Source organism: Streptomyces sp. NPDC021212, from assembly GCF_044332925.1.
In the GTDB taxonomy this organism is placed as follows: Bacteria; Actinomycetota; Actinomycetes; order Streptomycetales; family Streptomycetaceae; genus Streptomyces.
Genome location: NZ_JBIRPZ010000002.1, coordinates 622,847 through 648,669, shown reverse-complemented (window position 1 = coordinate 648,669; position 25,823 = coordinate 622,847). Strand labels below are relative to the sequence as shown.

The window sequence follows — 25,823 nt, the reverse complement described above, 5'->3', positions numbered from 1 at the left end:
TTTCCGTTCCCGCGGCCGGGTGCCCATGAATGCCGTGGTGATTCGTCAAAGAATCCGCTCGTCGTCCAGCGAGTCCCAGAAGCGGGTGAGGGCGCGGGCGCCACGGGCGGGGTCGTGTGTCATCCACCAGTGGCCGAGCCCGTCGAGGACCTCGACCCCGGCGCCGGCCCGGCGAGCGGCGCGGCGGCGCTGCTCGACGGTGCCGACCGCGTGGTCCTCGGTGGCGAGCAGCGCGAGTCCCGGCCGTTGCGACGCGCGTTCCAGGTTCCGGCCCAGCTCGGCCATCACCGGTTGCGCGGCGGAGGCGTAGAGCGCGAGCACGGCCCGGCCCATCGCCTCGTTCTGGCCCTCGGCAACCTGCTCGGCCACCGCCTCGTGCATCCCCCGCTCGACGAGCGTCGCCACCCGTTCGCCGAGGGGCGCGCCGAACCGTGCGGTCACATCGGCTTCTCCGGCTCCCGGCGTCTGCCACCGCTGGGCCAGCTCGTGCCAGACGTAGTCGGGTTCGAAGACCCCGACGGTGTCGCTGACCCAGCTGCGTACGAGGTCGGGGCGGCTCATCACTGCGTTCATGACGTGCCCGCCGCCCCAGTCGTGTCCCACCAGGTCCACGGGCTCGGCGAAGCGGGTCAGCTCGCCGATCAGCCAGTCGCGGTAGTCGGCGACGGTCGCGCCGAACCCGGCCGGTAGCGGTGCGCCGAACCCGGGCGGGGACAGACACACCAGATCGGCGCGTGCGGTACCCGCGCGCTCCAGTTCGGGGAGCAGCCGGTCCCAGACCGCCGCCGTCTCGGGGTTGCCGTGGACGAAAACGATGGTCATCAGGCCACTCCGGTCAGCGGTACGGTCGGCTGCAGGACCGATTCCACCAGCGCTTCGCTGCGGAAATGGGACGCCGCCTGGTATTCGGGGTCACGGATCATGTCGGCGAACGCCTGTCGGCTCGGGTAGCGGACCAACAACACCATGTCCCAGTCCTGCCCGTCCTCGGCGACCAGCGCGCGCCCGCCGTCTCCCATGTACTCCACCCGCACCCCGTACCGCGCGTTGATCGCCGGGCCGAGGGCCTCGGCGTAGCGCCGGTAGCTCTCGCGTCCGCCGTCCGGACGGAACCGCAGCAGGTTCAGCATCACCACGGCGCCGCCTGGATCCTCGGTCAGCAGGGTGTCCAGGGCACGTTCGTCAATCTCGATCATCAGGAAACCTCCAGTCGGTCCGACGGTCGGTCGACGCCGTGATCCTTGCGTACTTGTTGGTCGGCTGACAAGTTTGTTGATAGATTCCTTTCCATGACGACTCCCCGCCGCACCCAGCAGCAGCGCCGTGACCAGGCCGAATCCGCGTTGCTCAACGCCGCCGCCGAACTGGTCGTGGAACAGGGCGTGCGCTCGCTGACGCTGGTGCGCGTCAGCGAGCGAGCCGGGTACAGCCGCGGGCTCGTCACCCACCACTTCGGGTCCAAGCAGTCGCTCCTCGAACGCCTGGCCCGCGCGACCCAGGCCGGATTCGTCCCCGGGCTCGACGGCCTGCCGCCCGGCCTGGACCGTCTCCTGCGGCTGATCGACGGATACCTCGGCGCGCTCGGCCGCGTGGGCGTGTGGAACCGCGCGTTTCTGCTGCTCTGGGCCGAGGCCGCCACGGCGCCGGAACTGGCCCCGATCTTCCGCGAGCGGGACGAGGCGTTCCGCGCCGACCTGCGCGAGGACGTGGCCGCCGGTCTCGCCGACGGCACCATCCGCCCCGACGTCGTACCCGGCGAGGCCGCGATCGCCATCGTCGGGCAGCTCCGCGGCATCGGGCTGCAACGGCTTCTCGATCACGAGGCCGTCAATACGGAACGGCTGCGGCATTCGGTCACCGAGTACTGGCGCCGGGCGCTGGCCCGGAACTGATCCCGGAACTGATCCCGGAATTGGTGCCGCTCGCCCGAGGTGGCCGTTTTCCTGCCGGGCGGCGGGGGCACTCGTCGCGCATGGATCACACGGAGGCTCCCGTCCTGGAGGCCCTGGCCCGGTATCACGAGCGGGGGTTCCTCCCGTTTACGCCGCCCGGCCACAAACAGGGCCGGGGCGCCGACCCGGAGGCCCGCAAGGTCCTGGGCGACGAGGTGTTCCGCGCCGACGTCCTCGCCTTCGGCGGGCTTGACGACCGGCTCCAGTCGGGCAAGGTGCTGGAGCGCGCCGAGGAACTGATGGCGGACGCGGTGCACGCCGAGCACACGTTCTTCTCCACCTGCGGCAGCTCGCTCTCGGTCAAGGCCGCGATGCTCGCGGTCGCCGGTCCGCACGAGACGCTGCTGGTGGGCCGCGACGCGCACAAGTCCGTGATCTCCGGCTTGATCATCTCCGGGGTTCGCCCGGCCTGGGTGGAGCCCCAGTGGGACGCGGCCCGCCACATCGCCCATCCGCCGTCGGCCGAAGACTACGAGCGGGCCTTCGCGGACCATCCGGAGGCCAGGGGCGCTCTGGTGACCAGCCCGACTCCGTACGGCGCCTGCGCGGACCTGAGCGGAATCGCCGGGGTGTGCCACCGGATCGGGCGCCCGCTGATGACGAGGCATACCTGCCGTTCTGCGCCGAACTGCCGAGCTGGGCCATGGACGCGGGCGCCGACGTGTGCGTGACCAGCATCCACAAGATGGGCAGCGGCCTGGAGCAGGGTTCGGTGTTCCACCTTCAGGGCGATCTCATCGACCCCGCCGTCCTGTCCTCCCGCGCCGATCTGCTCGGCACCACCAGCCCGAACGTCCTCCTCCACGCGGGCATGGACGCGTGGCGACGGCAAATGGTGCTGCACGGCGAGGAGTTGATGGGCGGGGCGCTGCGGCGTGCGCGTACGGTCCGTACGGAGATCGAGGCCATCGACGGGCTGCACGTGGACGGCCGCGACGATTACGTGGGCCTCGGCCTCGCCGCCGACTTCGATCCGCTCCCGGTCGTCATCGACCTGACCGGACTCGCCGTGAGCGGCTACCGGGCCGCCGACTGGCTCCGGGAACACCGCGACGTCAACGTCCACTTGGCCGACCACCGGCGGATCAGCACCCAGCTGACCCACGCGGACGACGCCGCGACGACCGGCTCGCTGCTGGCGGCGCTCCGCGACCTCGCCGACCACGCGGAAGAGCTGCGGCCCGCTCCCGAAGTGGCCGTGCCGGCGCCCGGCGAGCTGCGGATGGAACAGGCCGATCTGCCGCGCGACGCCTTCTTCGGCTCCAGCGAGGACACCCCCCTGGACAGCGCGGCGGGCCGGGTGGCGGCCGAGATGGTCACCCCCTATCCGCCGGGCATCCCTGCCGTCCTGCCCGGCGAGGTGCTGAAGCGTCCGGTCCTGGACTACCTGCGGACGGGCGTGGCGGCCGGGATGAACCTCCCCGACGCGGCCGACCCCGCCCTGCACACCATCCGCGTTCTGGTCGAAGGGACCCGCGCCGACTGACGTCCAGCTTCCGGTGCAGCGATGAGTTTGGGCACGGTCGAGGGTCAGTACGGGTGAGCGTTCCGTACGAACCAGAGGAAGGTCCTGTTGTGGCGAAATTCGTGACCATCGGATACGGGGATCAAGACGGCTACGACCGCACCGACGCGGCGATTCGGGACGAGGCGCATGCGCATGACGCTCGCCTGCTTGCGGCCGGGGCCGTCGCGGGTATCGCCGGCTCGCCGGTACAGGTGCGCAACCACGACGGCGTCGGCGTGACCGTGGAGAGCGGTTCCTTCATGTCTTCGGCCCTCCCGGTGGCCGGGTTCGAGATCATCGAAGCCGCAACCGTTGAGGAGGCCATCCAACTCGTGTCGAAGACGCCCTGCGCAGTTGCACACGGCGTGGTCGAGGTCTGGCTGTTGCAGGAGCCGGCGGAGAGCTGATCCTGCGCAGTGACCCGAAGTGCGGCTCGTAGCATCGACGCATGCTCTTACGCCGTAGCCATGACAAGCTCGCCGACCTACCGCGCGACCCGCGAGCCGACGCGTACCCGATGCCGCCCGTTCCTTACGGCTGGTACGCCGTGCTCCGCAGCGGCGAGCTGCGGCCGGGGAAGGTGGTCAGCCTGCACTATTTCGGCCGTGCCCTCATAGCCTTCCGCGGAGCGGACGGGCAGGCCGCGGTGCGGGACGCGCACTGCCCGCACTACGGGGCGCATCTGGGCGCCGGAGGGAAGGTCGTCGAGGGCACCGTGGAGTGCCCGTTCCACGGGTGGCGGTTCGGGGTGGACGGGGCGTGTACGCATGCCCCATTCGCCGTCCGCACCCCCAAGGTGTCCCTCGGGGGCTTCCCGGTGCGCGAGCACAGCGGGCTCGTCTTCGTGTACCACGGCCCCACCGCGCCCTCATGGGAAGTGCCGGAGATCCCGGAGACGGCCTCCGGGGGCTTCGCGGCACCGATCGACGACGTGTGCCGCGCACGCATCCACATCCAGGAGATGCGCGAGAACATCGTGGACGAGTCCCACTTCCACTTCATTCACGGCCAGAGCGAACCCCCGGTCCAGGAGCTGCGGCCGGACGGTCCGTTCGCCGAGGTCCGTGGCCGGATCCACCGGCGTGTTCTCGGCCGGGATATCAACAACACCTTCGATGTGTTCATGTACGGGCCGGGCGTGATGGTGGTGCGCGTCCTCGGCCCTGTTCTGTCGGTCACCGCCGTCGCCCTCACCACCCCCGTGGACGACCGCACGAGCGAGATGCGGATGCTGTACTACGTCCGCAAACCGGCGCGGCTGCCTCTGCTGGCGCCGGTGTTGAAGCTGGTGTTCCGTGCGGAAGCCCTGAAGGAGGTGCGGGAGGAGGTCCGGATCTGGGATCACAAGATCCACCAGGCGCGCCCGGTCCTGCTCCCGCACGAGAAGGGCATCAGGGCGCTGCGCCGCTGGTACGCGCAGTTCTATCCGGCTGACGCCTGACGGGAGTCCAGCTCGGCCCACACCGTTTTGCCCACGGGGTGGCGCGGAGCTGTGCCCCAGCGGTCGGCGAGCGCGGCGACGAGGAGCAGGCCGCGTCCCGATTCGCTGTCCGGGTCCGGGGTGGGGCCGAGCACCGGCAGTTTCTCGCCACGGGTGTCGGCCACCTCGATGCGGAGTGTGCCGTGGGCTTCGTCCAGGGTTAGTGCGAGCCGGAAGTCCCGGCCCTGGACGCGCCCGTGGATCGCCGCGTTGGCGGCCAGCTCGGCGACGATGCGCTCGGCGCGTTCGGTGACGGCGGGTGACACCGGCCAGGCGCGGAGCTGTCCCACGGCGAGCAGCCGGGCGAGGCGGGCCCCGCGCCGCGTGGAGGACAAGCGTTGGGCAAAGGTGCGGGTCATGGTGGGGAGTTGGGGTGTACTTGCGTTCATGGGGTAACCGTGGCGGGCCGTCAGGGGCCTTCGCTAGCGGCGCGCTGTGTACGCTGTGTCAGCGTACATGCGCGTCCGGTGGACGGTACATCGGTCGATCCGTCACCCTGGGTGAGTCGAGCGCGGGGGCCCTCGCACGTACGCACCTGGAGGTGTCCGCGTATGACGATTGACAACGCCTGTATGGCGGAAGGCGGCGACTGGGGACGGGAGCCCGACCCTTCGGACAGTCTGCGAACGTTCGGGGCCGTCGTCCAGGCCCTGCGGGAACACGCGGGTCTGAGCAGGGCCCAGTTCGGGGAGCTGGTCGGCTTTTCGAAGCACACCGTGACGTCGGTGGAGCTGGGACGGCGGATGCCGGAGGAGGCGTTCGTGGAGCGCGCGGAGGAGGTGTTGGGGAACACGGGCGCGTTGCGGAGGGCGGCCCGGTTCCTGTCGCGGGGCGAGCCCGGGTTCGCGGCGTGGTTCCGCCGGTGGGCGTGGCTTGAGCGTAAGGCGGTGAGCCTGTGCACGTACGAGTGCCGGTTGGTGCCGGGGTTGTTGCAGTCGGGTGGGTACGTTCGGGCCCTCTACGAGAACGACATCCCGCCGCTGACGGATCGTGAGCTGGATGAGCTGGTCACCGCACGCGACGAGCGGCAGCGATTGCTGCACGAAAGGCCCAACGTCACGTTCGACTTCATCGTTGAGGAAGCCGTCTTCATGCGCCGCTTGGGCGGAATCGAGGTGACCCGCGAAATGCTTGACCACATCCTTGAGCTGATCTCTCTGCGCAACGTGACGCTTCAGCTCATGCCTGCGAACACCGAACAGCACGCTTGTCTCGCCGGGCCCGTGCGAGTGCTGGAAACCCGGGAGGGACGGCGCTTTGCGTACTCCGAAGGTCAGCAGAACGGCCGCCTGATTACGGACCCGAAAGAGGTGTGCCAGATTCAGATGCGCTATGCGAGACTGCGCTCGCAGGCCCTCTCCCCGAAGGACTCCATGGGCCTGTTGGAGCGGATGCGAGGAGCCTTATGAGTACGCCTGAACTCGACTGGTTCAAGTCCAGCTACAGCAGCGCCCAGAATGACGACTGCGTAGAGGTGGCCGTCACCGAAGTGGCCGTCCATGTCCGTGACTCCAAGGACGTGAGCCGCCCGCACTTCGCCGTCACGCCCGACAGCTGGGCGCGGTTCGTGCGGTTCGTATGAGCGCATCTGATCGCGGCTGGTTCAAGTCCAGTTACAGCGGCAGTCAGGGCGACGACTGCGTGGAGGTGGCCGTGTCCGAGGAGGCCGTTCACGTACGGGACTCCAAGGACACGGCCCGCCCCCACTTGGCCGTCACCCGCGACGGCTGGACGCAATTCGTGCGGTTCGCCGCGCGCGGCTGAGCCCGAAGGAGGGGCTCAGCCGGGCCGCATCAGCAACCGGCACGCGGGGTCGCCGTTCCGCAGGCACGCCGTGGCGCGGTTGCGGGTGAGTTCGACGCCGAGCCTCTCCGACCAGCCCGCGTGGGTGTCCGTGCACGGGCAGTGGTAGCCGTCCAGCGAACCGGCCATCCGGACCATGGCCACGGCGAAGTTCTGCCGCATGGTCAGCTCGATCTCGCCGTCCGGGAGCACCGTCGTGGCGCCGTCGCGGAGTTCGCTCGGGAACATCCACTCGGAGTACGCGTCGTACCGGCAGCGGAGTTCTTCGAGGTCGGCGGCGGGCTTTCCGCCGTGCAGGCGGGCGATGCGCTTGCCCGCCTGCACGGCCACGTAGCGCAGCGCCTCGGCGTTGATCTCATTGGCCGCCGCGTGGCCGAACCGCTTCGCCACGCCCTGGTACCAGCGCGCGTCGTGCAGCCACCACTGGCGGTACACGTCCATGGGCCGGGGGTTGGTCATTGTGCCGTCCCCTCCAGGTCGCCGCCGTCGCCCTCACCACCCCCGTGGACGACCGCACGAGCGAGATGCGGATGCTGTACTACGTCCGCAAACCGGCGCGGCTGCCTCTGCTGGCGCCGGTGTTGAAGCTGGTGTTCCGTGCGGAAGCCCTGAAGGAGGTGCGGGAGGAGGTCCGGATCTGGGATCACAAGATCCACCAGGCGCGCCCGGTCCTGCTCCCGCACGAGAAGGGCATCAGGGCGCCTTCAGATCGCCGCAGTGGTGCTGCTCGGCGGATTGCCGCGCGAACGCCTTGAGCAGGTCGGCCCGGAGGGTGGCCGAGTCATTCCGCACGGGCACCTCTCCCGGACGTGTCGTGCCGCTGTCAGAAGTGATGCCGTGCAGGACGTACAGCGCCCGCTGGTCGGTGCCGGGACACTCGGCGGTCGCCCACGTGAGGTAACCGTCCTTCTCCTGCCCCCGCTCCCCCTGCACGCGCGAGGCGGCGACCTCGGTCGCGAAACTCTCGGCGTACGGGCCGTAGTAGGCCGAGATCCAGTACCCGGGCACCTGCGGATCGTCCGACGTGGTGAGCACGCAGTCCTCCACCGGTGCCGATCCGCCGGACCGCGTGGTCCAGACGTGGTCCAGGCCCGCTCGGGCGGCGGCGCGGGAGTGCGGGCGCAGCGCGGCGCAGGTACCCGTGGCCTTGGAGATGGGGACCGGGCGGTCGCGAGGGTTGTCGGCCAGGCCCGTGAGGGAACCTCCCTCCGGATCCGCGCAGCCGAAGGCGCCGGCGGCCTTTTTGGAGGTCGCCGTCACGGCAGCGGCGAAGTCCCGGCGCTTGTCGTCGGGCAGCGTCGGTCCGTCCGAATCGCGGTTCAGGCGGGCGGTGACCAGCAGACTCTTGTCCTTGCCGCCGCGGCACCGTAGCCAGAGCGAGGCACGGGGCATCTCAGGGTCGTTCAGCAGCACCCCTGGCCAGGTGCCGAGCGGGGAGACCGGCGAGCTGTACGACGCCAGCCCGCGGCGGTCGAGGAAAGCCATGGCGTCCTCGCTCCGCGAGCCTCGGTATACCTGGATACTCAGGCCGCTGCGGCTGCCGGTGACTTCCGCCCTGCAGGAGGCCAGCACCCCCGGCCCGTCCCCCGGGGTGTCCCGGGCCCCCACGTCGTCGCTGCCCAAGGCATCGCGGACCTGCTGGGCGGCGAGGCTCCCCTCGCAGGCACGGGTCAATTCCCGGTCGTCCCGCCAGCTCTGGAGTGTCCCGGTCGCGTACAGAACACCGCCGACCAGCAGGAGGCAAACCAGGATCCCGCCCAGAGCAATACCGACCTTCTTGCCGGTACGGCTCCTGCTCTTCTCACGCATTTTCGATCGTTTCTCCAGCAAGAGGGGACGGGCCCGCACCACCACCGAGTGGTGCGTCACCCGCCGGGGCGCCCAAGGTTGACCAATGCGTGCTCCCGTCCGTCACTGTACGTCCCCTGTCCCTCGTGCTGGATCACTCCGATCTCGGGAGAGGGTTTGCCGGATTCGATGCCGGGGTCGCCGCCTTGGGCCTCGACCCACTTCACGACGAGGGCGTTCATCTGTTTGTGGCCGGTGTTGAACGTCTTGGCCGCTTCTTCTCCCCCGACCTTGGTCGCGTCCGCGACGGCCTCCTTGGTCCAGTCGTACATGCCGAAGTCCACCACGCGGCCGACGATGTCCACGGCCGGAACGCCGACCGTGGCGACCTTCGGGGGCACGAAGTCGATCACCGCGTTCGCGGCGTTGACGTGGTGGTTGACGTCACGCGCCCACTGGATCGCGGCATCCTTCTTGTCCAGGGCGACGTCCGTCATCACGCCGTCGTAGTGGCCCCAGACGTTGCCGACACCCATGATGGCGTTGTTCCGCTGGTCGATGGCCTTGGTATCCCCGTTGATGGGGTTCTGGACCAGCTTGTCGGCCGAGTACTGCCGCTCCGCGTTGAACATGTCCCCGAACGCCGCCGGATCGTCGGCAACGCCGCGCATCACCTTGTCGAGGGCCTGCGGGTCCAGAGCGACCCGGACGTTCCCCTGCTCATCCTTGAAGACCCCCGAAGCGATGTGCTTCTCGTCCTCGTAGGCGGGATTCGCCTCGCTGAGGATCTCGTGCGTGTCCGGGGTGTAGTCGGTCAGGATGTGGCCCATCGAAGGCCTGAGGTTCGGGGACATCTCCTCGCCGAGATGGGTGACGGCGTACTGCATCACGCGCGCCTCGGCCTCCGAATGGCTCCCCAGCGGATGCTTCGTCCCGGGCACCTCACCGGTGGCCGCCGCCTCCAGCGCCTGGCCGAAACCGATCTTGTTGGTCAGGTCGGCGAGGTCCTTGTTGTCGATTGGCGCCGCGCCACCGCCGTTGAGGAGGTAGCCGGGCCAGTCCCGGTCCTTGAGCAGGTACTGGAGACGGTCGCTGCCCTTCGGGTCGAGGTAGGTGGTGGAGGCGTCCGGGTCCTTGCTCATCAGGCCCAGCACGCCGTCCAGCGGGTCGTACTCGACGCCCTTCTGCCCGGGCTTGCCGTTCCACTGGTCCCACAGCCCGCGGTCCTTGTTGTCTTTCTCGGTCTCCATGATGTCGTCGCCGAGGGTCTGCAAGAAGGAGCCGTCGTACGTCCCGCCCTTCTTCATCAGGGTCACGAACTCCTGATAGCCGTAGACGGGCTCGGTGTTGCTGGCGAAGTTCTCCGTGCCGACCTTCTTGAGACCGGCGAGGAACTCCTTGTTGAATTTGCCGTCGTCGCTGTTGAGCCAGTCCTGGTAGCGCTTGGAGGTCACCGGGAGCTTCTCGATGTCCTTGGGCACGTTGGTGGCGGCGGCGATGGTCGTGCTGACGCTCTTCTCCAGCCAGTCACCGTCCTTGCCCATCCCACGCAGCTCATGGCCGAGCTTGACGGTGCCCTCGGGGCCCAGACCCTGGACGAACGTCTGGCTGAAGGCCTTGTCGCCCTCGTTGCCGTCGAGGAGCGTACGCAGCTCCCTCTTCTCCTTGTCGCCGAGGTCGTCGCCGTCGGCGACCTTCTTCGCCAGTTCCTCGGCGCGCTGGCCCTCGTACCTCTCCGGGTCGCCCGAGGCGTTGGAGTTGAAGCCTCCGTTGACGCCCTTGCCATCGACGTCCTTGGTGACGCGCTCCAGGGCGGTGCGGTAGCCGAAGTCGGCCTCGTCGATCTCCTTGATCTGGTCCATGAGGAGGTCGGTACGCTGCTGCTCGCGCGCGGCGATGCCCGCTGGGTCGTTCTTGTACCCGCGCAGTTCCTCCGGCGTCATGTCCTGGAAACGCTTGGAGTCGTAGTCGGTGGTGACCTGGCCTGTCACGGGGTTGACCTTGTAGCCGTCTTCACGCGCCTGCTTGACCAGGTCCTTCAGCGCGGACTTGAGGCGGGTCAGCACGGTGTGGGCCTCGGAGAGCTGCTCGGCGACGGCGTGTGCCTCCTTCATGGCACCCCACAGCTCGTGCGCCGTGATACCGCCACTCTTGGCTGCGGCGTTGTAGCCCAGGCCGACCCAGCGCCCGTTCCCGAGGGCGCCGCGCACGTGAGTGTCGTAGTTCGTCTTGAGCGTCTTGAACTTGTCCCCCATCGCCCGCCACTCCTCGGAGGCGCTCTGGAGTGTGGACAAGTCCGTGTTCATCACGTCCTGATAGGTCAGGGCCATGGATCACTCCGAGGTGGGCGAGGGGTTGGGCAGCAGCGGGCCGTTGGGGTCGGTGGAGGGATCGGGCGACGGCTTGGGAGCCGCGATCACGGACGGTGTGTCCCTGGTGACACCGCTGCCCGGTTCCCCTCGCCGAATGAGGTCGTTGAACTGCGAGCCTTGGAGCTGATCGTTGTCGATGTACAAATTCTTCGCGGCACGCAGCGACTCCATCTCCCCGTTGAGGCGCGCCAGCAGGTTGTTCACCTGCTGGCCCCAGTGCCTCATCGCCGCGTTGAGGCCGGCCTTGATCTCCCACTTGTCCAGCTCGCCCGGGCCGCCCCACACGACGGTGTCCACTCGGCCGGCCGGGGCCAGCCCGGTGACGGACTGCGTGGCGCCACCCGCGTGCTGACCCGCCTTGACCGCGTCGGGAAGCAAGTCCTGCTCCAGGTACGTGGCGGCCTTCTTCTTGGTGGAGGCGGAGGAGGCCACATGGTCACCGCCCGTCGAGGGGGCGCCTCCGCTGTCGAAGCTGTTCACTTGCATCTGTGTCCGCGCGGCTGCCGCGGACTTGTGTTGAGCCCACTCTTCCTCGAACGAGATCGCGCACCGCCCCCTGGGATAAATCAAGTCAATTACTGCACACACGTGTTCATCCTTGACGAGGACAATACAACGCATCGAGATGATTCGATGCGGCACCCGGGGTGATGACTGCGTGAAGGTGGCCGTGGCCGAGGAGGCCGTTCACGTGCGGGACTCCAAGTACACGGCTCGTCCCCACTTCGCCGTTTAGCCCAACACTTGGGTGCGGTTCGTGCGGTTCGCTTCGGGCGGCTGAGCGTCAGGCGGCGTACTCGGTGCGCATCCAGCGCGCCGAGGCGACCGTGCTCTCGTACGGATCGGTGATGTCCGGGCGTCGGCGATCTGCCCGATCAGCGCCGTCACCGCCTCGACGCGCGAGGGGTCCGCGTCGTACGCCTGTCCGGGATGGGCCACGCGTGGCTTGTCCTTGCGGGTTCAGGCGGGCCGCATCAGCAACCGGCACGCGGGGTCGCCGTTCCGCAGGCACGCCGTGGCGCAGTTGCGGGTGAGTTCGACGCCGAGCCCCTCCGACCAGCCCGCGTGGATATCCGTGCACGGGCAGTCGTAGCCGTCCAGCGAACCGGCCATCCGGACCATCGCCACGGCGAAGTTCTGCCGCATGGTCAGCTCGATCTCGCCGTCCGGGAGCACCGTCGTGCCGCCGTCGCGGAGTTCGCTCGGGAACATCCACTCCGAGCAGGCGTCGTACCGGCAGCGGAGTTCTTCGAGGTCGGCGGCGGGTTTCCCGCCGTGCCGGCGGGCGATGCGCTTGCCGACCTGGACGGCCACGTAGCGCAGCGCCTCGGCGTTGATCTCATTGGCCGCCGCGTGGCCGAACCGCTTCGCCACGCCCTGGTACCAGCGCGCGTCGTGCAGCCACCACTGGCGGTAGACGTCCATGGGGCGGGGGCTGGGACTGGTGGTCATCGCGCCGTCCCGTCCAGGTCGCGCCCGCCCGCCAGGCGGGCCCGGAAGCGTTCGCGCATCTCCCGTTTGAGCACCTTGCCGGTGGCGCCCTTCACCACGTCGTTGGCGTCCATCCGGAGCGCTCCGGTGAGGGGCGGGAACCCCTCGGCGGTGAGGGCCTGGTTCACGCGCGCCGTCCAGTCGTCCCGGTCCGGTGCGTCGGCGCGTACCTGGAGCAGGACGTACGCGTCGGCGGTTCCGTCGCCGTCCCAGTCGGCGCGTACGCCCTCGGGGGCGACGGCCACCACCGTGCAGTCGTCGAGTTCGGGCAGCTCGCGCAGCAGCAACTCCTCGGTGCGGGTGCTGAACACGAGGCCCGCGGTGGTGCGGATGGCGTCGGGGGCGCGGTCGAGGTGGTAGAAGTTGCCGTCCTCGTCCCGGTAGGAGAGGTCGCCGGTGAGCCAGTAGCCGCCGAGCCGCAGCCGGTGGAAGGTCAGCGAGTCGTTCCAGTAGCCGGGGGTGAGGGTGGGGGAGCGTACGCCGAGGCGGCCCACTGCGCCGGGTGGCAGCGGTGTGCCGTCCTCGGAGAGCACCGCGGCCTCGGCGAAGCTCATCGGTTTGCCGACGCAGCGGGAGAACGACGAGCGGCCGGGCTTGTGGCCGTTGTGGAAGAGCGAGTAGCCGGTCTCGGAGGAGCCGAGTCCGTCGGTGAAGACGGAGCCGGGGACGCGGCAGCGCTTGAGGTCCTGGCCGACGGTGTCGTGGCTGCCCTGCGCGATGAGCGCCCTGATGTGTGTCTCGTGTGCCGCGTCGCCGGTGTTGTACCAGGCTTCGACGCTGGACAGATCGCGTGCGGCGAGGTCCTGGGCCGCCATCTCCCCGTACGTTCCGGCGAAAGCGAACACGGTGGTCGGGCGGAACGATTCCATCGCGTCCAGGACGTCGGTCCCGCGCTGGCTGGACAGCAGCAGGACGGGCGAGCGCAGCAGGAAGCCGAACAGCATGACCGAGATGGAGGCGTTGTGCGAGCCGGGCATCGCGACCAGCAGTCTGCCCATCGCGGAGCCGACCGACAGCTTCAGCCGGTGCAGTTGCGCGTACAGCAGGGTCTCGTGCGTGTGCGGGACGGCCTTGGGCATGCCAGTGGTGCCGGAGGAGTGGGAAATGATGATCGGGTCGGTGGGGTGGTGGGCGTACGGGTACGTCGCGGGGAGTTGCCCTTGCCTATGGGTCGAGGTGTGGATGTCGGCCGCGGTGGCGCAGAAGGTGAGGCCCAGTTCGGCCTGGTGGGGCGCCAGGACGGGGTGGTGGGCCTCGTCGGTGAGGGCTCCTACCGCGCCCTGGCGACGTATGTACTCGCGGGCGATCTCGGGGCGGAGGTTGCCGTTGACGAAGGAGGGGATCGCGCCGAGGGAGGTGAGCGCGAGGAAGTTGATGGCGAACTCGGTGCTGGAGTACGTCTGGATCGCCACCGGGTCGCGGGGCCGCACGCCGTGCGCGTGGTACCAGCTCGCGTACGTGGCGACGACGTCGTGCAGCTCGCCGAAGGTCAGCACCTCGGGGTGGGTGCCGTCCGGGGCCTGCCAGGTGGTGTCGGTCCACAGCGCCTGCTCGTCGAGCGGTCTGCCGTACGCCTTCAGCCGGTGGATCACGTTTCCGGCACCCAGGGCGGTGTCCTGGCTGATCCGCGCGCGTTCTTCCTTGGTGATCATGGGCGGTCGGTTCCTTGGATTCGGGCGGCCAGCTCGACCAGGCCGCGGAGGTTGCCGTGCGGGGGACGGGGGAGCGGGTCGCCGCGGTCGAGCACGATCGCCACGGCGCGGTCTTCGCCGGGCGGTTCGTGGCCCAGCGCGCGGTACGCGGCCGCGGTGCGCTCGGTGGCGGTCAGCTCGACGCCGACGAGTACGACGCGCTCCAACTCCTCGTCCTCCAACAGGATTTCGGCGGTGGCCAGCAGCTCCCCGGCCAGGTCTGCCACGGTGGACAGGCAGAGGAGTGGCCCGGTGATGGCGAAGTCACGGCTGAGCAGTCCGAGGATCGCGTTGGCGGTGCTCTGCATGAACAGCAGCGGATTGTGCACCTGCCCGGCCACGAGCAGACGGCTGCCGACGTCGAGGGTGGTGGCGTCGCCCATCGTGCTGGCCAGGACCATCGCGGTCCGGGAGCCGTCGCCGGGGCGGGCGGTCAGGCATCGCTCGACGGCCTGGTGCACGAGCGGATTGAAGGCGGACTCCACGAAACCGGAGACGGGTGGCGCGGTGGGTCCGGCCATCGCGGCGATCATGCGCGCTCCAGGACGAGCGCGCTGTTGGCGCCGCCGAACGCGGCGTTGACGGTGAGCGCGTGGCGGATGTCGGCCTTGCGTGGCCGGTTCGGCACGTAGTCGAGGTCGCAGTGCGGGTCCGGTTCGGTGAACCCGGCGGTGGGTGGCAGGACGCCGTCCCGCAGCGCGAGCAGGGTGATGACGAGTTCCACCACGCCGGACGCCTCCAGGAGGTGTCCCGTCGTGCTCTTGGTCGAGCTGACCGGCACGTGGGGCGCGTCCGCGCCGAAGAGGGTGTGCAGCCCGCGGGTCTCGGCGGGGTCGTTGGACTTGGTCGCCGTGCCGTGCGCGTTGACGTAGTCGATGCGCGGGCTGCCCGCCCGCCGCAGCGCCCGCCGGGCGGCGGTGACCAGCCCGGTGCCCTCGGGGTGGGGGCGCGCGATGTGGTGGGCGTCGGAGGCGACGCCCCAGCCGGTCAGCGCGCCGAGCACCCGCGCCCCTCTGCGCCGGGCGCTGTCGGCCGATTCGAGGACGACGGCCGCTGCCCCGTCGCCGAGCAGCAGCCCGCTGCGGTCGGCGCAGAACGGCCGCACCATGCCATCGCGGGAGAGGGCGAACCCCGAGCCGAACTTGGCCAGGTTCTCCTCCTCGACCAGGTACGCCCCCGCGCAGATCACGATGTCGGCGCGGCCGGAGGCGATGAGCCGGCAGCCGTGCGCCACGGCCGAGGCGGAGGCGACGCAGGCGTTGGTGAACGCCAACCGGGTGCCGTGTACCCCGAGCGCGTCGCCGAGTGCCTCGGCCTGCCAGGCGGGCACGGTCTCGACGGCCCGGTCGGCCCCGGCGGCTCGGCCATGGCCCTGCGGGGCGCTGCCGGGGGAGTCGGAGGACGCGGCCCCGCCGGGCTGGCTGGGGAGCGGCGTGCGGCCGGGGGAGGCGGGTGACGCCGCGCTGCCGGGCCAGCCGGGGAACGGCGTGCTGCCAGGCGAGCAGGGTGACGTGGCGCCGCCGGGCGAGCCAGAGGACGCCGTACCGCCGGGGGAGGCGGCACTGCCAGGCGAGCCGGGGTGCGTTGCGCCGCCGCGGGAGCCTGAGGACGCCGCGCTGCTGTGGGCGCCAGCGGGCGCCATACCGCCGGGAGACGCTGTTCCACCGGGCGAGCCGGGGAACGGCGTGCCGCCCGGGGGGTCGGTTGCGTCGTTGCCGGGGGACACCGCGCCGCCGGGCAGGCCGGGGGGCCGGGGGGTCGCCGTGACACCGGGCGACCCAGGGGACACCGCGCGGCCGGGCGAGCCCGGGAACGCCGGTCCTTCCTGGGAGTTGGCGGCTGGCGCGTCGCCGGAGGGGCCGGGCGACACCGCGCCGGTGCGCGACCATGCGCCGTCGGCGGGGCCGGGGCGCGACGAGTCGCCGGGGGAGGGCGCGCCACCCCGCCCCGTCGCCGTGCGCCAGAAGGGGGTCAGGGCGGTGAAGTCGCCCGCGGTGCCTACCAGGACCGCCGCCTCCGTGCCCGGCCGCAGGCCCGCCATCGCGACCGCCGCGCCCGCCACTTCGGCCAGCACCTCGCGCAGCGGGACGGCGCCGCCACACGTCGCGGCCAACCCCGTACGGTACGGGCCGGTGTCGAAGCGGGTGATCGGGGCGAACGCGGGGGTTCCCTCGAACACGCCCTCCCGCAGCGCGTCCGCCCCGGTGCCGAAGGCCGTGCGGACGCCGAAGCCGGTCAGCAGCACCTCATGGCTCATGGGCGGTCCGCCAGGTGGTGGTCGTTCAGGTAGTCGGTGATCCGCCGCACCGACGTGAACTCGGCGAGGAACGCCTCGGACGGTTCGATCTCCAGCCCGTGACGCAGTTCCAGTTGGTGCAGGAACCACACCAGGCCCAGCGAGTCCAGCGCCAAGTCGGCGTCGTCGTCCAGTTCGGCCGGCAGTGCGGCGAAGATCTTGGGGTCGGACAGCAGCTCCCGCACCACGTCGACGGTGATGTCCGCAGTCATGTCGTGGCGCCCCGCTTGATGACGTCGTCGACCAGGTCGCCGAGGTTCATCGCGCCGACCGGTTCGATATCGGTGTCCGGGAACTTCACGCCGAACCGGCGCTCGATCCGCAGGACCAGCTCGATCAGGCTCAGCGAGTCGATGTCGATGCCACCGGTCCCCAGGGGGCTGTCGTCGGTGATCTCGTCCGCGTCGAGGGGGTGGTTCATGTCCTCGCTGATCGTGCTGAGCACGAACTGGCGGATCTCTTTCTCCAATGCCGTCTGCATGGTGGGAATCCCTTCTGGTCCGGCAGTAGTGGGTAACGGTCAGCGGGCGGGGGAGCGGGCCAGCAGGGCGTCGCGGTGGCGGATGAGCTTGCCGTTGGAGGTGCGGGGCAGGTCCGGGAGGACCTGGATGACACGCGGCACCTTGTAGTCGGCCAGCCGGTCGCGGCACCAGCGCAGCAGCTCCCCGGCCGAGGGGCCGTCGGGTTCGGTGGACACGTACGCCTCGGTGGCGCCGGCGTGGACGACCACGGCCCCGCTGACCCCCGGGTGGCCGCGCAACACGTCCTCCACCTCGGTCAGATCGACCTTGAGGCCACCGATGACCACGAGCGAGTCGCCGCGGCCCAGCAGCCGCACACCGCCGGATGCGTCCAGCTCGGCCCGGTCGCGGGTGCGCAGCCAGCCGTCGGTGTACCGGCCGCCGCCGGAGTCGTGCAGGTACGGTGAGCCGTCCGGCAGCCAGACGTCCAGCTCGCCCTCGTGGATCCGTAGGCGCACACCGGGGGCCGCCCGTCCGACGGTGGGGCGCGACGCGCCGCTGACCTCCATCGCGACGACGCCCGTCTCGGTGGTTCCGTACGATTCGCCGACTCCGATGCCGAACCGGTCGGCGAACCGTGCGGCCGTCTCCGGGGGCATGATCTCGCCGCCGGAGACCGCGGCGCGCAACGAGGGGAGTGAGGGCAAGTCCCGTGCCGTGCTGAGGAGTTCGTAGTGGAACGGGGTGCCGAATATGGCGTGCACATCGTGGCGCCCGGCCGCGGCGAGGATGTCCTTGGCCGACACCCGGCGGGCGAACACGGCCGCCACGCCCGCGAGGAGCGAGTGCAGCACCCCGGCGATCAGCCCGAAGCTGTGGGCGGTCGAGCTGAGCAGCAGCACGCGTTCGCCCCGGGTCGGCATACCCTCGATCCGGGTGAACCGATCGATCTCGGCCGCCAGGGACGCCGGGGTCCGTCCGATCACCTTGGGCAGCCCGGTGGAGCCCGAGCTGAACTGCACCAGCCGGTGGTCGGTCGCCGCGGCCCGGCCGTCCGGGAACCGGGAGGTGACCACCTCGTACCGGGGCTCGAATCGCAGTGGTGCGAGGCCCGCCGTACCCGCGCCGACCAGGAACTGCGGATGGCACAGCGCGCGCAGCGCGTCCACTTCGGACTGCTTGAGCCGGTGGTCGATCAGCATCACCTGGGCGCCCAGCCGCCACAGCGCGAGCAGCACCTCGATCTGGGTGAAGCTCGGCGGTATCCGGAGCATCACCGTGGTGCCCTCGCCGATGCCGTACTCGGCGAAGACCTCCGCCTCGGTGGCCGCCGCCGCGCGCACCTCGGCGCGACTCAGCGGGTCGTCACCGTGCACGAGGTAGGGCAGGTCGCCGGGGTGGGCGTCGAACAGCGTCTCGACGAGCGCCCGCATAGCGATATCGCCGCTCATCACTGCTCCCGGCAGAACTCGCCGATGGGGTAACCCACATGGCGCTGGTCCGTGGCCAGATAGCCGAGCAGTTCGTCGCCGGGCCGCAACTCGGTGACGTTGTGGACCCGTCCGCCGGGCCCGAGCACCCGTACGTGCCAGTCGTCCTGGACGGTCAGGCTCACCTCGATGCCCTCGGGGGAGCGCGCGGTGATGGTCAGCAGCGGCCGGGACTCCAGCTTGGCGCGGCCGACCATGACCGGCCGGGTCCGGCCCTCGGCGTCGACGGCCAGCGTGGTGCGGCCCGCGCGCAGCTCGCTCAGGTAGTTGGTGCGGTTGTCCGGGCCGAGTACGTAGGAGTGCAGGGCGCCCGCGTTGACCCGGAAGGGGCGGGTCGGCATGTACGGCAGCGGGTGGGTCTCGCTGCAGCACAGGATGAAGCCGGTCGAGTACGAGCCGACGAGGATGCCCTCGTCCTCGGCGAAGTGGCTGCAGGTGTCCACGCACACCCGGTCGCCGAGGCCGTGGTGCTCGATGCCCTCGACGGTCAGCGTGGTCAGGTTCAGCGGCGCCGTACCGGCCTCCAGCAGCCGCGCCAGCGCGAACACCTCGCCCGCGTCCGAGGGGGCCAGCAGGATGCCGTCCGATCCGCGCTCCAGCACGTCCAGGACGGTGGCGGCCTCCTCCAGGTCCGCGCAGACGGTGATCAGCTTGCCCTCGGAACGGTCCGCGGCGGCGAGCACGATCTCCAGCGGGATCTTCGTCGGGTCGGCGAAGCGGACCACGGTGAGGGGCAGCGTGACGGCGGCGGTGCACGCCAGCCGCAGCGACGGTTCGTCGCGTACGTCGACCCAGCCCGCGGTGTCGGCGGCGAGGTCGTGCAACTGCTTCTCGTCGGTCACCGGGGTGGTGGTGACGCCGGTGATGGTCGGGGGCAGCGCCTTGAGGACGGCTTCGTCGTCGCAGAGCACACCCTGCATCCGGGTGTGGATGGCGGCGTCCACGACGGATTCCAGCCTGTTCTGCGGAACGGTTCTGAGGTCGATCCAGGCGAACTTCATGCGGCACCTGTCGCAATCGTCGTCGGGGGATGGGGGGCCGTGTCCACGGCGTCGGCGGCGTCAACGGTGTCGCCGGCGTGGACGACGGCCGCGAGCCTCTTCACCAGCGAGGCGGGGGAGGGCGAGGAGAAGATCCGGCGGCCGACCGCGAGACCACGGCAGCCGGCGAGCATCAACGAGGTCCCGTGGCCGATCAGATCCGTGCCGTCGGGCGGGCCGCCCGCGGCGAGGACCGGCAGCGGGCTGCTGTCCACCACCTCGGCCATCCGGTCCAGCGGCAGCGCGACCGACGTCTTCACGAGGTCGGCGCCGAGGTCGGCGGCGATGTTGACGGCGTGGGAGAGCAGCGCCGGATCGTGCGGGTCAGCGATCCGCGGGCCCCTGGGGTAGATCATCGCGAGCAGTGGCATGTTCCACGCGTCGCACGAGGCCGCGACGGCCCCGAGGTCGGCGAGCTGCCGGTGTTCGGTGTCCGACCCGAGGTTCACGTGCACGCTCACCGCGTCCGCGCCCAGCCGTACGGCCTCTTCCACCTCGCCGACGAGCACCTTGGCGTCGGCGTCGGCCTGGTACACGGTTCCGGCGCTCAGGTGCACCACCAGCGCGCAGTGGCGCAGGATACCGGGGGCGATCGCGCGCGCCCGGCCCTTGTGGACGACGATCGCGTCCGCGCCGCCGTCCACCAGCGCGCCGAGCAGCCCGTTCCAGCGGGCCTGGGGTACCACCGGCCCGTCGGACACACTGTGGTCGAGCGGGACGAAGAGATATCTCCCGTCCCCCACGGCGGAGAGCCTCCGCATCCGGAGTGATTTGCCCACATCGGTCATGTGCCGGGAACACCTCTTCCAACGGGTGGACGGTGCTTCGGGATTGCCGGGCCAGAATGGCACGCCTGATCGAAGGCGAGCAGATAGCGAATCTCCATCACTCCGCGGTTATGTGGCTCTGAGAAACCTTTGAGACTGCTGTGGCAGGCTCGCGGACTGCCACGTGTGACACGACCGACACGACCGGACCACGGAACAGCGTTTTCGAGGAGGCCGGATTGACCGCCCTGACCGACCCGGTACACATCGCGATCGCCTGTCACGGCGGACGCGGACACACCGCCCGGCTGGGGGAGGCCGTACGCGCCGGAGCGAGCCGGGCCCCGGACGCCAAGGTCACCCTCGTCCGGGTCGACCGGATCACCGATGAGGACTGGGGTGTGCTCGACGACGCCCACGCCATCGTCTTCGGCGCGCCGACGTACATGGGCACGGCCTCCGCGGCCTTCCACACCTTCGCCGAGGCGAGCGCCCGGCGCTGGCTCGCCCGCCGCTGGCAGGACAAGGTGGCGGCGGGATTCACCAACTCCGGCTCCATGGCCGGGGACAAGGCGGGCACCCTCGGCTACTTCGCCACCCTCGCCGCGCAGCACGGCATGCTCTGGGTCACCCTCGGCCTGGCCTCCGGCTGGAACTCCACCCGTGGCGGCGAATCCGACCTGAACCGGCTCGGGTTCTTCCAGGGTGCCGGTGCGCAGTCCCCGGTGGACGACCGGTCGGGCACGGTGCACCCGTCCGACCTCGCCACCGCGGAACACCTCGGACAGCGGGTCGCGGAGGTCGCCCGGACCGTCGTCGCGGGCAGACGAGCGCTGACGCCGTGAAACAGCGGCCGTGGTGGGCCGTGGCCGTGGCGGTCCTGGCGCAGACACTGGTCCTGCTGGACAACACGGTCCTCAACGTGACCATGGAAACCCTCGCCGACCCGGTACGCGGCCTCGGCGCCGACTCCGCGGAGCTGGCGTGGGCCAATGCCTCGTACTCGCTGGTGTTCGCGGCGGGCAGCTTCGCCGGTGGCGCCCTCGCCGACCGCTACGGGCCGCGCCGCACCCTGACCGCCGGGCTGCTGCTCCTGGCCGTCGCCTCCACGCCGGCCGCGTTCTCGCCCGGCGCCACCGAACTCATCGTCACCCGCGGCTTCATGGGCGCGGGCGGGGCGCTGATCACCCCGGCGACGCTGGCGATCGTCACCCGCGGCACCGTGCCCGCCCATCGCACCCGGGCCATCGCGGTGTGGGCCTCCGCGGGCGGCGCGGCCGTCGCGCTCGGGCCGGTGGTGGGCGGTGCGCTGCTGACCCGGTTCTGGTGGGGCTCGGTGTTCCTCGTCAACCTGCCGGTGGTGGCCGTATGCCTGGCCGGGGTGGCGCTGCTGGTGCCCGAACTGCGCTACGCCGAGCGCCGGGTGCTCGACCCGGCCGCGCTGCTGCTCTCCGTACTGGGGCTCGGCCTGGTGGTGTACGGCGTCATCCAGGGCGGCCGCCCGTCCGGCTGGTCGAGCCCGGGCGCGCTGCTGCCGCTGGTGGCCGGGCTCGCGCTGCTGGCGGTGTTCGTCACCGCGCAGAGCCGCCGGGAGGCGCCGGGATTCGACGTGCGCCTGTTCACCGAGCCGCGCTTCGCGGGTGGCAGTGTGACCCTGCTGCTGCTCTTCTTCGGCCTGGCCGGGCAGCTCTTCTACTGCGCCTTCTACCTGCAAGGCGTGCACGGCCTGTCGGCGCTGGCCGCCGGGGTCGTGATGGCCTCCGCCGCTGGTGGCATCGTGCTCGGCAACCAGATCTCCCCGGGGCTGGCCCGGCTGCTGACGGTCCGGTGGTGCGCGGTCGCCGGAATCCTCCTCGCGAGCGCCACCTTCGGTGCGTACGTGTTCTTCGACGCGGATACGCCGGTGGCCTCGATCGCCGTGGTGCTGTTCGCGCAGGGCGCCGGTATCGGGCTGGTGGTGGCGCCGATGACGGCGGAGATGATGGCCGTCCTGCCCTCGCGGTACACCGGCGCGGGCGCCGCCATCAACGCCGCCACCCGGCCCGTGGGCAGCACCCTCGGGGTCGCGGTCCTCGGCTCGGTGCTCGCCACCTCCTACCGCGGGGAGATCCGGCCCGCGCTCGACGGCCTGGCCCCCGGGGCGCGGGGCCGGGCCCTGGACTCCGCGGAGGCCACGCGGGCGGTGGCCGCGTCGCTGCACCGGCCCGACCTCCTCGCCGCCGCGGACCGGGCCTATCTGCACGCCCTGTACGTCACCGCAGGTTGGACGGCGCTGCTGTCCCTGGCCGGTGCTGTGCTCGTCATCGTCTCTTTCCGGCCACGACCATCACCGAGGGAGGCAGGAAGTGGATATGGGTCTGCGCCATCTGCGGATCGTGCTCACCGTGGCTGAATCCGGCAGCATCAGCCGCGCGGCCGCCACGCTGAAAATCGCGCAATCCGGCCTCTCCACGCAACTCAGGCGTATCGAACAGGAGTTGGGCGGACCGCTGTTCCGTCGCCGCCCGCAGGGTGTCGTACCGACCGAGCTGGGCGTCCATGTGGTGGGCCGGGCCCGGGAGTTGCTGGACGAGTTCGGCGATCTGATCGCCACGGCCCGTACGCTCGCCCAGCCGGCCGAACCGCCGCAGGCCGTCGCGCTGGGCGGGGTGGACAACCCCTGGGTGCCGCTGATCGCCGCCCTCATCCGGGAGCGGCTGCCGCACCACGAACAGCTGACCTACCTGGAACCCTCCTCCCAGGCCGTGCTGGAGCTGCTGCGGATGGAGAAGGTCGCGCTGGCGGTCATCAGCGAGTTCCCGGACGTCGGGCCGCCCGCGGTCCGCGAGTTCACCGTACGCGACCTCGGCACCGAACCCGTGCTGATCGGCCTGGCCCCCGGCCACCGGCTGGCCCACCGGCAGCGCATCACCCTGGAGGAGCTGGCCGAGGAGATCTGGGTCGCCCCCGGAGACCGTTCCGACGGCCTGGGCCTGAGCCTGCGGATCGCCTGCGAGCGCGCCGGGTTCACCCCCCGGTTCCGGTACTTCGGCGCCGACCAGACCACCGCGGCGGCCATCGTCAGCGCCGGGAACGCGGTCGGCGTCTTCGCCGCGCCGGGCGACCGCTGCCCGGGCATCGCGCTGAAGCGGCTGGTGGGCGGCCGGCTGTGGCGCCGTACCCGGCTGGTGTGGCCCGCCGGGTCGCCGCTGGCCGGGCTCGCCGAGGACATCGACGACGGAGCGCTCGACTGGTGCCGCCCGAGGGCCTCATGAGCGGCGGGCGGGCGGAGGACCGCCTGGCGGCCGCCACCGGCCCGCGCTGCGCGCGGTGCGGCCCGGCCGCGCGGCGTACCCGGGCCGGTGGGCCGGCGGCGAGCGGGCGCCCCGGCGTCGGGGGCCGTGGGCGGTGGCGGGGCCGGGGGAGCGATCGGGCTCGGCGGGCCCGCGCCGTGTTCGTCGCGGCCGAGCCGTGCCGGGTGCCCGTGCCGTGTACCCGGGCCGGTGCCTCGTGCCGCGTGCCCACGCCGGGTACCCAGGCCGGTGCCTCGTGCGGCGTACCCGCGCCGCGTCCGCGGGCCGGTGGACGCGGCCCCGAGCCGGGCGACCGGGATGCGGGAACGGTCGCGCGGCCGGACGCCGTTCAGCGGCCCGGCCCGCCCGGCGGCTTGGCCACCACGGACAGGCACGCCGCGATCGACCGCTGCCGCGGAATCGCGTCGCCCGCCGTGCCATCCGCCGCGTCGGTCCGCGCCGCCGGAAGCTCGACGGTGAACAGCGCGCCGTGCCCCGGCCGCCCTTCGGCGGTGATCCGTCCCCGATGGCTCTCGACCACCTCCCGGGCCAGCGCCAGACCGAGCCCGAACCGCCTGCCCCGGCCGGACGTCCCCCGGGCGAACCGCTCGAAGAGGCGATCGGCCTCCTCGGGCGCGAACCCGACACCCGTGTCGCGTACGGACAGCGACACGACACCGGGGCGCGGGGCGTCCACGGACACCACGACCTCCCCGCCCGGCGGGGTGTGCCCCATGGCGTTGTCGACCAGCGCGGCGATCACCCGGCGCAGCGCGGGCGCGGTGCCCATCACCACGTGCCGCCCCGGCCCCTGCCCCAGCCGTACGGCCAGCCCCATCGACTGGGCCCGGGCGTCCTCGGCGGCCACCGCCTCCTCGGCGAGCGCGTCGAGGTCCACCGGATCGCACGCACCCGGCGACCGGGACAGCCGCGCGGACAGCAGCAGGTCGTCGATGACGTCGCCGAGCTGCCGCGTCCCGGTCACCAGGCGCTGGAGGTCATCGGTCAGCTGCTGCGGGCGCTCCGAACCGGAGCGCCGGGCCAGCAGCTGGGCCCGGGTGTGCAACTGAGTGAGAGGGGTGCGTAGTTCATGACTGGCGTCCGCGACGAACCGTCGCTGCCGGGCGAGGGCCTCGGACAGCGGCGTCATCGCCCGCCGCGCGAGCATGCCGCTGGCGGCGGCGACGAGCAGCAGACCGATCGACTCGGCCGTCGCGAAGGCCAGGAGCAGATGCCTCCGATCGGCGCGCTGGAACCGCTCCCCGTAGGCCGCCTGAACGACCTCGTCGCCGCGCCGCCCCGTGCGTACGGTGTACTGCTCGCCGCCGCGTTCCACGCGCTCCAGAACCGGGGGAGCGCCCGCCCGGACGGCGGTCAGGCTGGACAGGACGGGCAGGCCGTCCGGGATGCCGCGGGTGCTGCGGACGACCCCGTCCCGCTCCACGGTGAGCCACATGCAGACCGGCGGACTGTCGACGGTGTTGTGCCGGAGGCCCCACGTCGTCTCGCGTTCGGCGTCGGCGCGCTGGGCGAACAGCACGACGGAGTAGACGATGGCCACGACCAATAACATGATCACCGACATCACCAGCGAGATGCGCAGGGTGATCGACCACTGGGCGGAGGCGAGCCCCCGCTGCTCGGGGCTGCGAGCCGGGCGGCGCGGGATACGGACCGGAAGCGAGATCACAGGGTGCCCATCTGGTAGCCGCGCCCCCGCACGGTACGGACCACGTCACGGCCCAGTTTCCGCCGCAGGTAGTAGACATAGGTGTCGACGATGGACTCCGCCGAGGTATCGGGGAACACGCGCTCGCGCAGGTGCGAGCGGTCGTGCACCCGCTTGGGGCCGTCCGCGAGCGCGTGCAGCAGGCCGAACTCCCGCAGGGACAGCTCGACCCGGCTGCCGTCGGCCAGACAGACCTCGTGGCGCCGCAGGTCCAGCAGCCCGTCCCCGTCGCCGAGCGGCAGGACTTCGGCGTCCGCGAGGTCGCGCCGGTGCAGCGCCCGCACCCTGGCCAGCAGTTCGTCCACTTCGAAGGGCTTGACGAGGTAGTCGTCCGCTCCGGAGTCGAGGCCGGTGACCCGATCGCCCAGTTCGCCCAGCGCGGTCAGCACCAGGACCCGGGTGGTGACACCGACCCGACGTAATCGTTTCACCAGGTCCAGGCCGTCGATGCCGGGCAGCATCCGGTCGATGACCATCACCTGATGACGTCGGCCGAGGCCGAGGTGGAGCCCCCGGTGGCCGTCGTATGCCACCTCGACGTCGTAGCCCTCTGAGACGAACAATTCGGCCAGCATGTCCGCGGTCTCCCGGTCGTCCTCGACCAGTAACAGCCGTGTCTGATCCGCAGTCGACCGTTGTGTATCGGCTGGGTAGATCATTCGCTCATCTTGGCAGCCCGGCTCC

The 25,823-nt window shown here is 71.1% G+C and carries 28 protein-coding genes and 2 pseudogenes; 12 read left to right on the top strand and 18 right to left on the bottom strand.

Annotated features, from left to right (window positions below; genetic code table 11):
- Positions 1-45 precede the first annotated feature (45 nt).
- Together ACH4SI_RS07105 and ACH4SI_RS07100 are read right to left on the bottom strand one after the other, a co-directional pair.
- Positions 46-822: an alpha/beta fold hydrolase gene (locus ACH4SI_RS07105; RefSeq protein ID WP_398293481.1), complete on the bottom strand. Its 777-nt coding sequence runs from the start codon at positions 820-822 to the stop codon at positions 46-48.
- On the bottom strand, positions 822-1,196 hold the full coding sequence (locus tag ACH4SI_RS07100) for a DUF1330 domain-containing protein (protein WP_398293479.1): 375 nt from the start codon (positions 1,194-1,196) through the stop codon (positions 822-824). The genes ACH4SI_RS07105 and ACH4SI_RS07100 overlap by 1 nt, the downstream gene beginning before the upstream one ends.
- 93 nt (positions 1,197-1,289) lie before the next feature.
- Between ACH4SI_RS07100 and ACH4SI_RS07095 the strand changes: the two genes are divergently transcribed.
- The 4 genes and pseudogenes from ACH4SI_RS07095 to ACH4SI_RS07080 all read left to right on the top strand — a co-directional run bounded on the left by ACH4SI_RS07095 (position 1,290) and on the right by ACH4SI_RS07080 (position 4,900).
- Positions 1,290-1,892, top strand: a complete 603-nt coding sequence (locus ACH4SI_RS07095) for a TetR/AcrR family transcriptional regulator (RefSeq protein ID WP_398293477.1) — start codon at positions 1,290-1,292, stop codon at positions 1,890-1,892.
- An 80-nt stretch (positions 1,893-1,972) separates the two neighbouring features.
- A pseudogene (locus ACH4SI_RS07090) lies at positions 1,973-3,438 on the top strand (aminotransferase class I/II-fold pyridoxal phosphate-dependent enzyme).
- 89 nt (positions 3,439-3,527) lie between these two features.
- Entirely contained in the window at positions 3,528-3,866 is a 339-nt protein-coding gene (locus ACH4SI_RS07085; RefSeq protein WP_398293475.1) for a hypothetical protein, read from the top strand.
- 41 nt (positions 3,867-3,907) lie between these two features.
- A complete protein-coding gene (locus ACH4SI_RS07080) occupies positions 3,908-4,900 on the top strand; it encodes a Rieske 2Fe-2S domain-containing protein (protein WP_398293473.1) in 993 nt (330 codons plus the stop codon).
- On the opposite strand, the gene ACH4SI_RS07075 is transcribed toward ACH4SI_RS07080, so the two are convergent.
- Positions 4,882-5,328: an ATP-binding protein gene (locus tag ACH4SI_RS07075; protein WP_398293471.1), complete on the bottom strand. Its 447-nt coding sequence runs from the start codon at positions 5,326-5,328 to the stop codon at positions 4,882-4,884. The two genes, ACH4SI_RS07080 and ACH4SI_RS07075, sit on opposite strands and share 19 nt — an antisense overlap.
- Positions 5,329-5,490: 162 nt before the next feature.
- Between ACH4SI_RS07075 and ACH4SI_RS07070 the strand changes: the two genes are divergently transcribed.
- From ACH4SI_RS07070 to ACH4SI_RS07060, 3 genes are read left to right on the top strand one after another with little or no spacing between them, the layout of a single operon-like run.
- Positions 5,491-6,348, top strand: coding sequence for a helix-turn-helix domain-containing protein (locus ACH4SI_RS07070; protein ID WP_398293469.1), 858 nt, complete (start codon positions 5,491-5,493; stop codon positions 6,346-6,348).
- Entirely contained in the window at positions 6,345-6,521 is a 177-nt protein-coding gene (locus ACH4SI_RS07065) for a DUF397 domain-containing protein (protein WP_398293467.1), read from the top strand. Before ACH4SI_RS07070 ends, ACH4SI_RS07065 begins: the two co-directional genes overlap by 4 nt.
- Complete coding sequence (locus tag ACH4SI_RS07060; protein ID WP_398293465.1) at positions 6,518-6,703, top strand: DUF397 domain-containing protein; 186 nt, start codon at positions 6,518-6,520, stop codon at positions 6,701-6,703. The genes ACH4SI_RS07065 and ACH4SI_RS07060 overlap by 4 nt, the downstream gene beginning before the upstream one ends.
- A 15-nt stretch (positions 6,704-6,718) precedes the next feature.
- Here ACH4SI_RS07060 and ACH4SI_RS07055 read toward each other — a convergent pair whose 3' ends face one another.
- Positions 6,719-7,201: a hypothetical protein gene (locus ACH4SI_RS07055; protein ID WP_398293463.1), complete on the bottom strand. Its 483-nt coding sequence runs from the start codon at positions 7,199-7,201 to the stop codon at positions 6,719-6,721.
- An 11-nt stretch (positions 7,202-7,212) separates the two neighbouring features.
- Here ACH4SI_RS07055 and ACH4SI_RS07050 point away from each other — a divergent pair.
- Positions 7,213-7,497, top strand: a pseudogene (locus tag ACH4SI_RS07050) (hypothetical protein); the annotation flags it as partial.
- On the opposite strand, the gene ACH4SI_RS07045 reads toward ACH4SI_RS07050, so the two are convergent.
- From ACH4SI_RS07045 to ACH4SI_RS07035, 3 genes are read right to left on the bottom strand one after another with little or no spacing between them, the layout of a single operon-like run.
- Complete coding sequence (locus ACH4SI_RS07045) at positions 7,436-8,551, bottom strand: hypothetical protein (RefSeq protein ID WP_398293461.1); 1,116 nt, start codon at positions 8,549-8,551, stop codon at positions 7,436-7,438. The pseudogene ACH4SI_RS07050 and the gene ACH4SI_RS07045 sit on opposite strands and share 62 nt — an antisense overlap.
- 56 nt (positions 8,552-8,607) lie before the next feature.
- Positions 8,608-10,860, bottom strand: coding sequence for a DUF6571 family protein (locus ACH4SI_RS07040; RefSeq protein WP_398293458.1), 2,253 nt, complete (start codon positions 10,858-10,860; stop codon positions 8,608-8,610).
- A 3-nt stretch (positions 10,861-10,863) separates the two neighbouring features.
- Positions 10,864-11,382, bottom strand: a complete 519-nt coding sequence (locus ACH4SI_RS07035) for a hypothetical protein (protein WP_398293456.1) — start codon at positions 11,380-11,382, stop codon at positions 10,864-10,866.
- 145 nt (positions 11,383-11,527) lie between these two features.
- Between ACH4SI_RS07035 and ACH4SI_RS07030 the strand changes: the two genes are divergently transcribed.
- Positions 11,528-11,638, top strand: a complete 111-nt coding sequence (locus ACH4SI_RS07030) for a DUF397 domain-containing protein (RefSeq protein ID WP_398293454.1) — start codon at positions 11,528-11,530, stop codon at positions 11,636-11,638.
- A 224-nt stretch (positions 11,639-11,862) separates the two neighbouring features.
- Here ACH4SI_RS07030 and ACH4SI_RS07025 read toward each other — a convergent pair whose 3' ends face one another.
- The 9 genes from ACH4SI_RS07025 to ACH4SI_RS06985 are packed head-to-tail and all read right to left on the bottom strand — an operon-like array spanning position 11,863 to position 20,159.
- Positions 11,863-12,354, bottom strand: coding sequence for a hypothetical protein (locus ACH4SI_RS07025; RefSeq protein WP_398293452.1), 492 nt, complete (start codon positions 12,352-12,354; stop codon positions 11,863-11,865).
- Complete coding sequence (locus ACH4SI_RS07020; RefSeq protein WP_398293450.1) at positions 12,351-14,045, bottom strand: AMP-binding protein; 1,695 nt, start codon at positions 14,043-14,045, stop codon at positions 12,351-12,353. The genes ACH4SI_RS07025 and ACH4SI_RS07020 overlap by 4 nt, the downstream gene beginning before the upstream one ends.
- Positions 14,042-14,605 (bottom strand): hypothetical protein, encoded by a 564-nt coding sequence (locus tag ACH4SI_RS07015; protein ID WP_398293448.1) that lies wholly within the window; start codon positions 14,603-14,605, stop codon positions 14,042-14,044. The genes ACH4SI_RS07020 and ACH4SI_RS07015 overlap by 4 nt, the downstream gene beginning before the upstream one ends.
- A gap of 8 nt (positions 14,606-14,613) precedes the next feature.
- Positions 14,614-16,341 carry a beta-ketoacyl synthase N-terminal-like domain-containing protein gene (locus ACH4SI_RS07010; protein ID WP_398293446.1) on the bottom strand — a complete coding sequence of 576 codons (1,728 nt, stop codon included), beginning with the start codon at positions 16,339-16,341 and terminating at the stop codon, positions 14,614-14,616.
- Positions 16,338-16,592, bottom strand: coding sequence for a phosphopantetheine-binding protein (locus ACH4SI_RS07005; protein ID WP_398293444.1), 255 nt, complete (start codon positions 16,590-16,592; stop codon positions 16,338-16,340). The genes ACH4SI_RS07010 and ACH4SI_RS07005 overlap by 4 nt, the downstream gene beginning before the upstream one ends.
- The gene (locus ACH4SI_RS07000) at positions 16,589-16,861 is read right to left on the bottom strand and encodes an acyl carrier protein (protein ID WP_398293442.1); all 273 of its coding nucleotides are present in this window, start codon (positions 16,859-16,861) and stop codon (positions 16,589-16,591) included. Before ACH4SI_RS07000 ends, ACH4SI_RS07005 begins: the two co-directional genes overlap by 4 nt.
- A 39-nt stretch (positions 16,862-16,900) precedes the next feature.
- The gene (locus ACH4SI_RS06995) at positions 16,901-18,292 is read right to left on the bottom strand and encodes a class I adenylate-forming enzyme family protein (RefSeq protein WP_398293440.1); all 1,392 of its coding nucleotides are present in this window, start codon (positions 18,290-18,292) and stop codon (positions 16,901-16,903) included.
- Positions 18,292-19,332, bottom strand: a complete 1,041-nt coding sequence (locus ACH4SI_RS06990) for a 3-dehydroquinate synthase II (RefSeq protein ID WP_398293438.1) — start codon at positions 19,330-19,332, stop codon at positions 18,292-18,294. The genes ACH4SI_RS06995 and ACH4SI_RS06990 overlap by 1 nt, the downstream gene beginning before the upstream one ends.
- Positions 19,329-20,159, bottom strand: coding sequence for a 2-amino-3,7-dideoxy-D-threo-hept-6-ulosonate synthase (locus ACH4SI_RS06985; RefSeq protein WP_398293436.1), 831 nt, complete (start codon positions 20,157-20,159; stop codon positions 19,329-19,331). Before ACH4SI_RS06985 ends, ACH4SI_RS06990 begins: the two co-directional genes overlap by 4 nt.
- Before the next feature lie 218 nt (positions 20,160-20,377).
- On the opposite strand from ACH4SI_RS06985, the gene ACH4SI_RS06980 reads away from it, so the two are divergent.
- Genes ACH4SI_RS06980 through ACH4SI_RS06970 form a run of 3 tightly spaced genes read left to right on the top strand, consistent with a single transcriptional unit; the run spans position 20,378 to position 23,392 of the window.
- On the top strand, positions 20,378-20,983 hold the full coding sequence (locus ACH4SI_RS06980; protein WP_398293434.1) for a flavodoxin family protein: 606 nt from the start codon (positions 20,378-20,380) through the stop codon (positions 20,981-20,983).
- Positions 20,980-22,530 carry an MFS transporter gene (locus ACH4SI_RS06975; protein ID WP_398293432.1) on the top strand — a complete coding sequence of 517 codons (1,551 nt, stop codon included), beginning with the start codon at positions 20,980-20,982 and terminating at the stop codon, positions 22,528-22,530. The genes ACH4SI_RS06980 and ACH4SI_RS06975 overlap by 4 nt, the downstream gene beginning before the upstream one ends.
- Positions 22,490-23,392 carry a LysR family transcriptional regulator gene (locus ACH4SI_RS06970; RefSeq protein ID WP_398293941.1) on the top strand — a complete coding sequence of 301 codons (903 nt, stop codon included), beginning with the start codon at positions 22,490-22,492 and terminating at the stop codon, positions 23,390-23,392. The genes ACH4SI_RS06975 and ACH4SI_RS06970 overlap by 41 nt, the downstream gene beginning before the upstream one ends.
- 367 nt (positions 23,393-23,759) lie before the next feature.
- Here the strand turns inward: ACH4SI_RS06970 and ACH4SI_RS06965 are convergent, their stop codons facing one another.
- Positions 23,760-25,100 carry a sensor histidine kinase gene (locus ACH4SI_RS06965; RefSeq protein WP_398293430.1) on the bottom strand — a complete coding sequence of 447 codons (1,341 nt, stop codon included), beginning with the start codon at positions 25,098-25,100 and terminating at the stop codon, positions 23,760-23,762.
- Positions 25,097-25,798: a response regulator transcription factor gene (locus tag ACH4SI_RS06960; protein WP_398293428.1), complete on the bottom strand. Its 702-nt coding sequence runs from the start codon at positions 25,796-25,798 to the stop codon at positions 25,097-25,099. Before ACH4SI_RS06960 ends, ACH4SI_RS06965 begins: the two co-directional genes overlap by 4 nt.
- Positions 25,799-25,823: the final 25 nt, after the last annotated feature.

Coding starts and splice junctions, on each gene's coding strand:
- ACH4SI_RS07105 (WP_398293481.1), bottom strand. CDS start 822: ATGACCATCGTTTTCGTCCACGGCAACCCCGAGACGGCGGCGGTCTGG.
- ACH4SI_RS07100 (WP_398293479.1), bottom strand. CDS start 1,196: ATGATCGAGATTGACGAACGTGCCCTGGACACCCTGCTGACCGAGGAT.
- ACH4SI_RS07095 (WP_398293477.1), top strand. CDS start 1,290: ATGACGACTCCCCGCCGCACCCAGCAGCAGCGCCGTGACCAGGCCGAA.
- ACH4SI_RS07080 (WP_398293473.1), top strand. CDS start 3,908: ATGCTCTTACGCCGTAGCCATGACAAGCTCGCCGACCTACCGCGCGAC.
- ACH4SI_RS07075 (WP_398293471.1), bottom strand. CDS start 5,328: ATGAACGCAAGTACACCCCAACTCCCCACCATGACCCGCACCTTTGCC.
- ACH4SI_RS07070 (WP_398293469.1), top strand. CDS start 5,491: ATGACGATTGACAACGCCTGTATGGCGGAAGGCGGCGACTGGGGACGG.
- ACH4SI_RS07065 (WP_398293467.1), top strand. CDS start 6,345: ATGAGTACGCCTGAACTCGACTGGTTCAAGTCCAGCTACAGCAGCGCC.
- ACH4SI_RS07060 (WP_398293465.1), top strand. CDS start 6,518: ATGAGCGCATCTGATCGCGGCTGGTTCAAGTCCAGTTACAGCGGCAGT.
- ACH4SI_RS07055 (WP_398293463.1), bottom strand. CDS start 7,201: ATGACCAACCCCCGGCCCATGGACGTGTACCGCCAGTGGTGGCTGCAC.
- ACH4SI_RS07045 (WP_398293461.1), bottom strand. CDS start 8,551: ATGCGTGAGAAGAGCAGGAGCCGTACCGGCAAGAAGGTCGGTATTGCT.
- ACH4SI_RS07040 (WP_398293458.1), bottom strand. CDS start 10,860: ATGGCCCTGACCTATCAGGACGTGATGAACACGGACTTGTCCACACTC.
- ACH4SI_RS07030 (WP_398293454.1), top strand. CDS start 11,528: ATGATTCGATGCGGCACCCGGGGTGATGACTGCGTGAAGGTGGCCGTG.
- ACH4SI_RS07025 (WP_398293452.1), bottom strand. CDS start 12,354: ATGACCACCAGTCCCAGCCCCCGCCCCATGGACGTCTACCGCCAGTGG.
- ACH4SI_RS07020 (WP_398293450.1), bottom strand. CDS start 14,045: ATGATCACCAAGGAAGAACGCGCGCGGATCAGCCAGGACACCGCCCTG.
- ACH4SI_RS07015 (WP_398293448.1), bottom strand. CDS start 14,605: ATGGCCGGACCCACCGCGCCACCCGTCTCCGGTTTCGTGGAGTCCGCC.
- ACH4SI_RS07010 (WP_398293446.1), bottom strand. CDS start 16,341: ATGAGCCATGAGGTGCTGCTGACCGGCTTCGGCGTCCGCACGGCCTTC.
- ACH4SI_RS07005 (WP_398293444.1), bottom strand. CDS start 16,592: ATGACTGCGGACATCACCGTCGACGTGGTGCGGGAGCTGCTGTCCGAC.
- ACH4SI_RS07000 (WP_398293442.1), bottom strand. CDS start 16,861: ATGCAGACGGCATTGGAGAAAGAGATCCGCCAGTTCGTGCTCAGCACG.
- ACH4SI_RS06995 (WP_398293440.1), bottom strand. CDS start 18,292: ATGAGCGGCGATATCGCTATGCGGGCGCTCGTCGAGACGCTGTTCGAC.
- ACH4SI_RS06990 (WP_398293438.1), bottom strand. CDS start 19,332: ATGAAGTTCGCCTGGATCGACCTCAGAACCGTTCCGCAGAACAGGCTG.
- ACH4SI_RS06985 (WP_398293436.1), bottom strand. CDS start 20,159: ATGACCGATGTGGGCAAATCACTCCGGATGCGGAGGCTCTCCGCCGTG.
- ACH4SI_RS06970 (WP_398293941.1), top strand. CDS start 22,490: ATGGGTCTGCGCCATCTGCGGATCGTGCTCACCGTGGCTGAATCCGGC.
- ACH4SI_RS06960 (WP_398293428.1), bottom strand. CDS start 25,798: ATGATCTACCCAGCCGATACACAACGGTCGACTGCGGATCAGACACGG.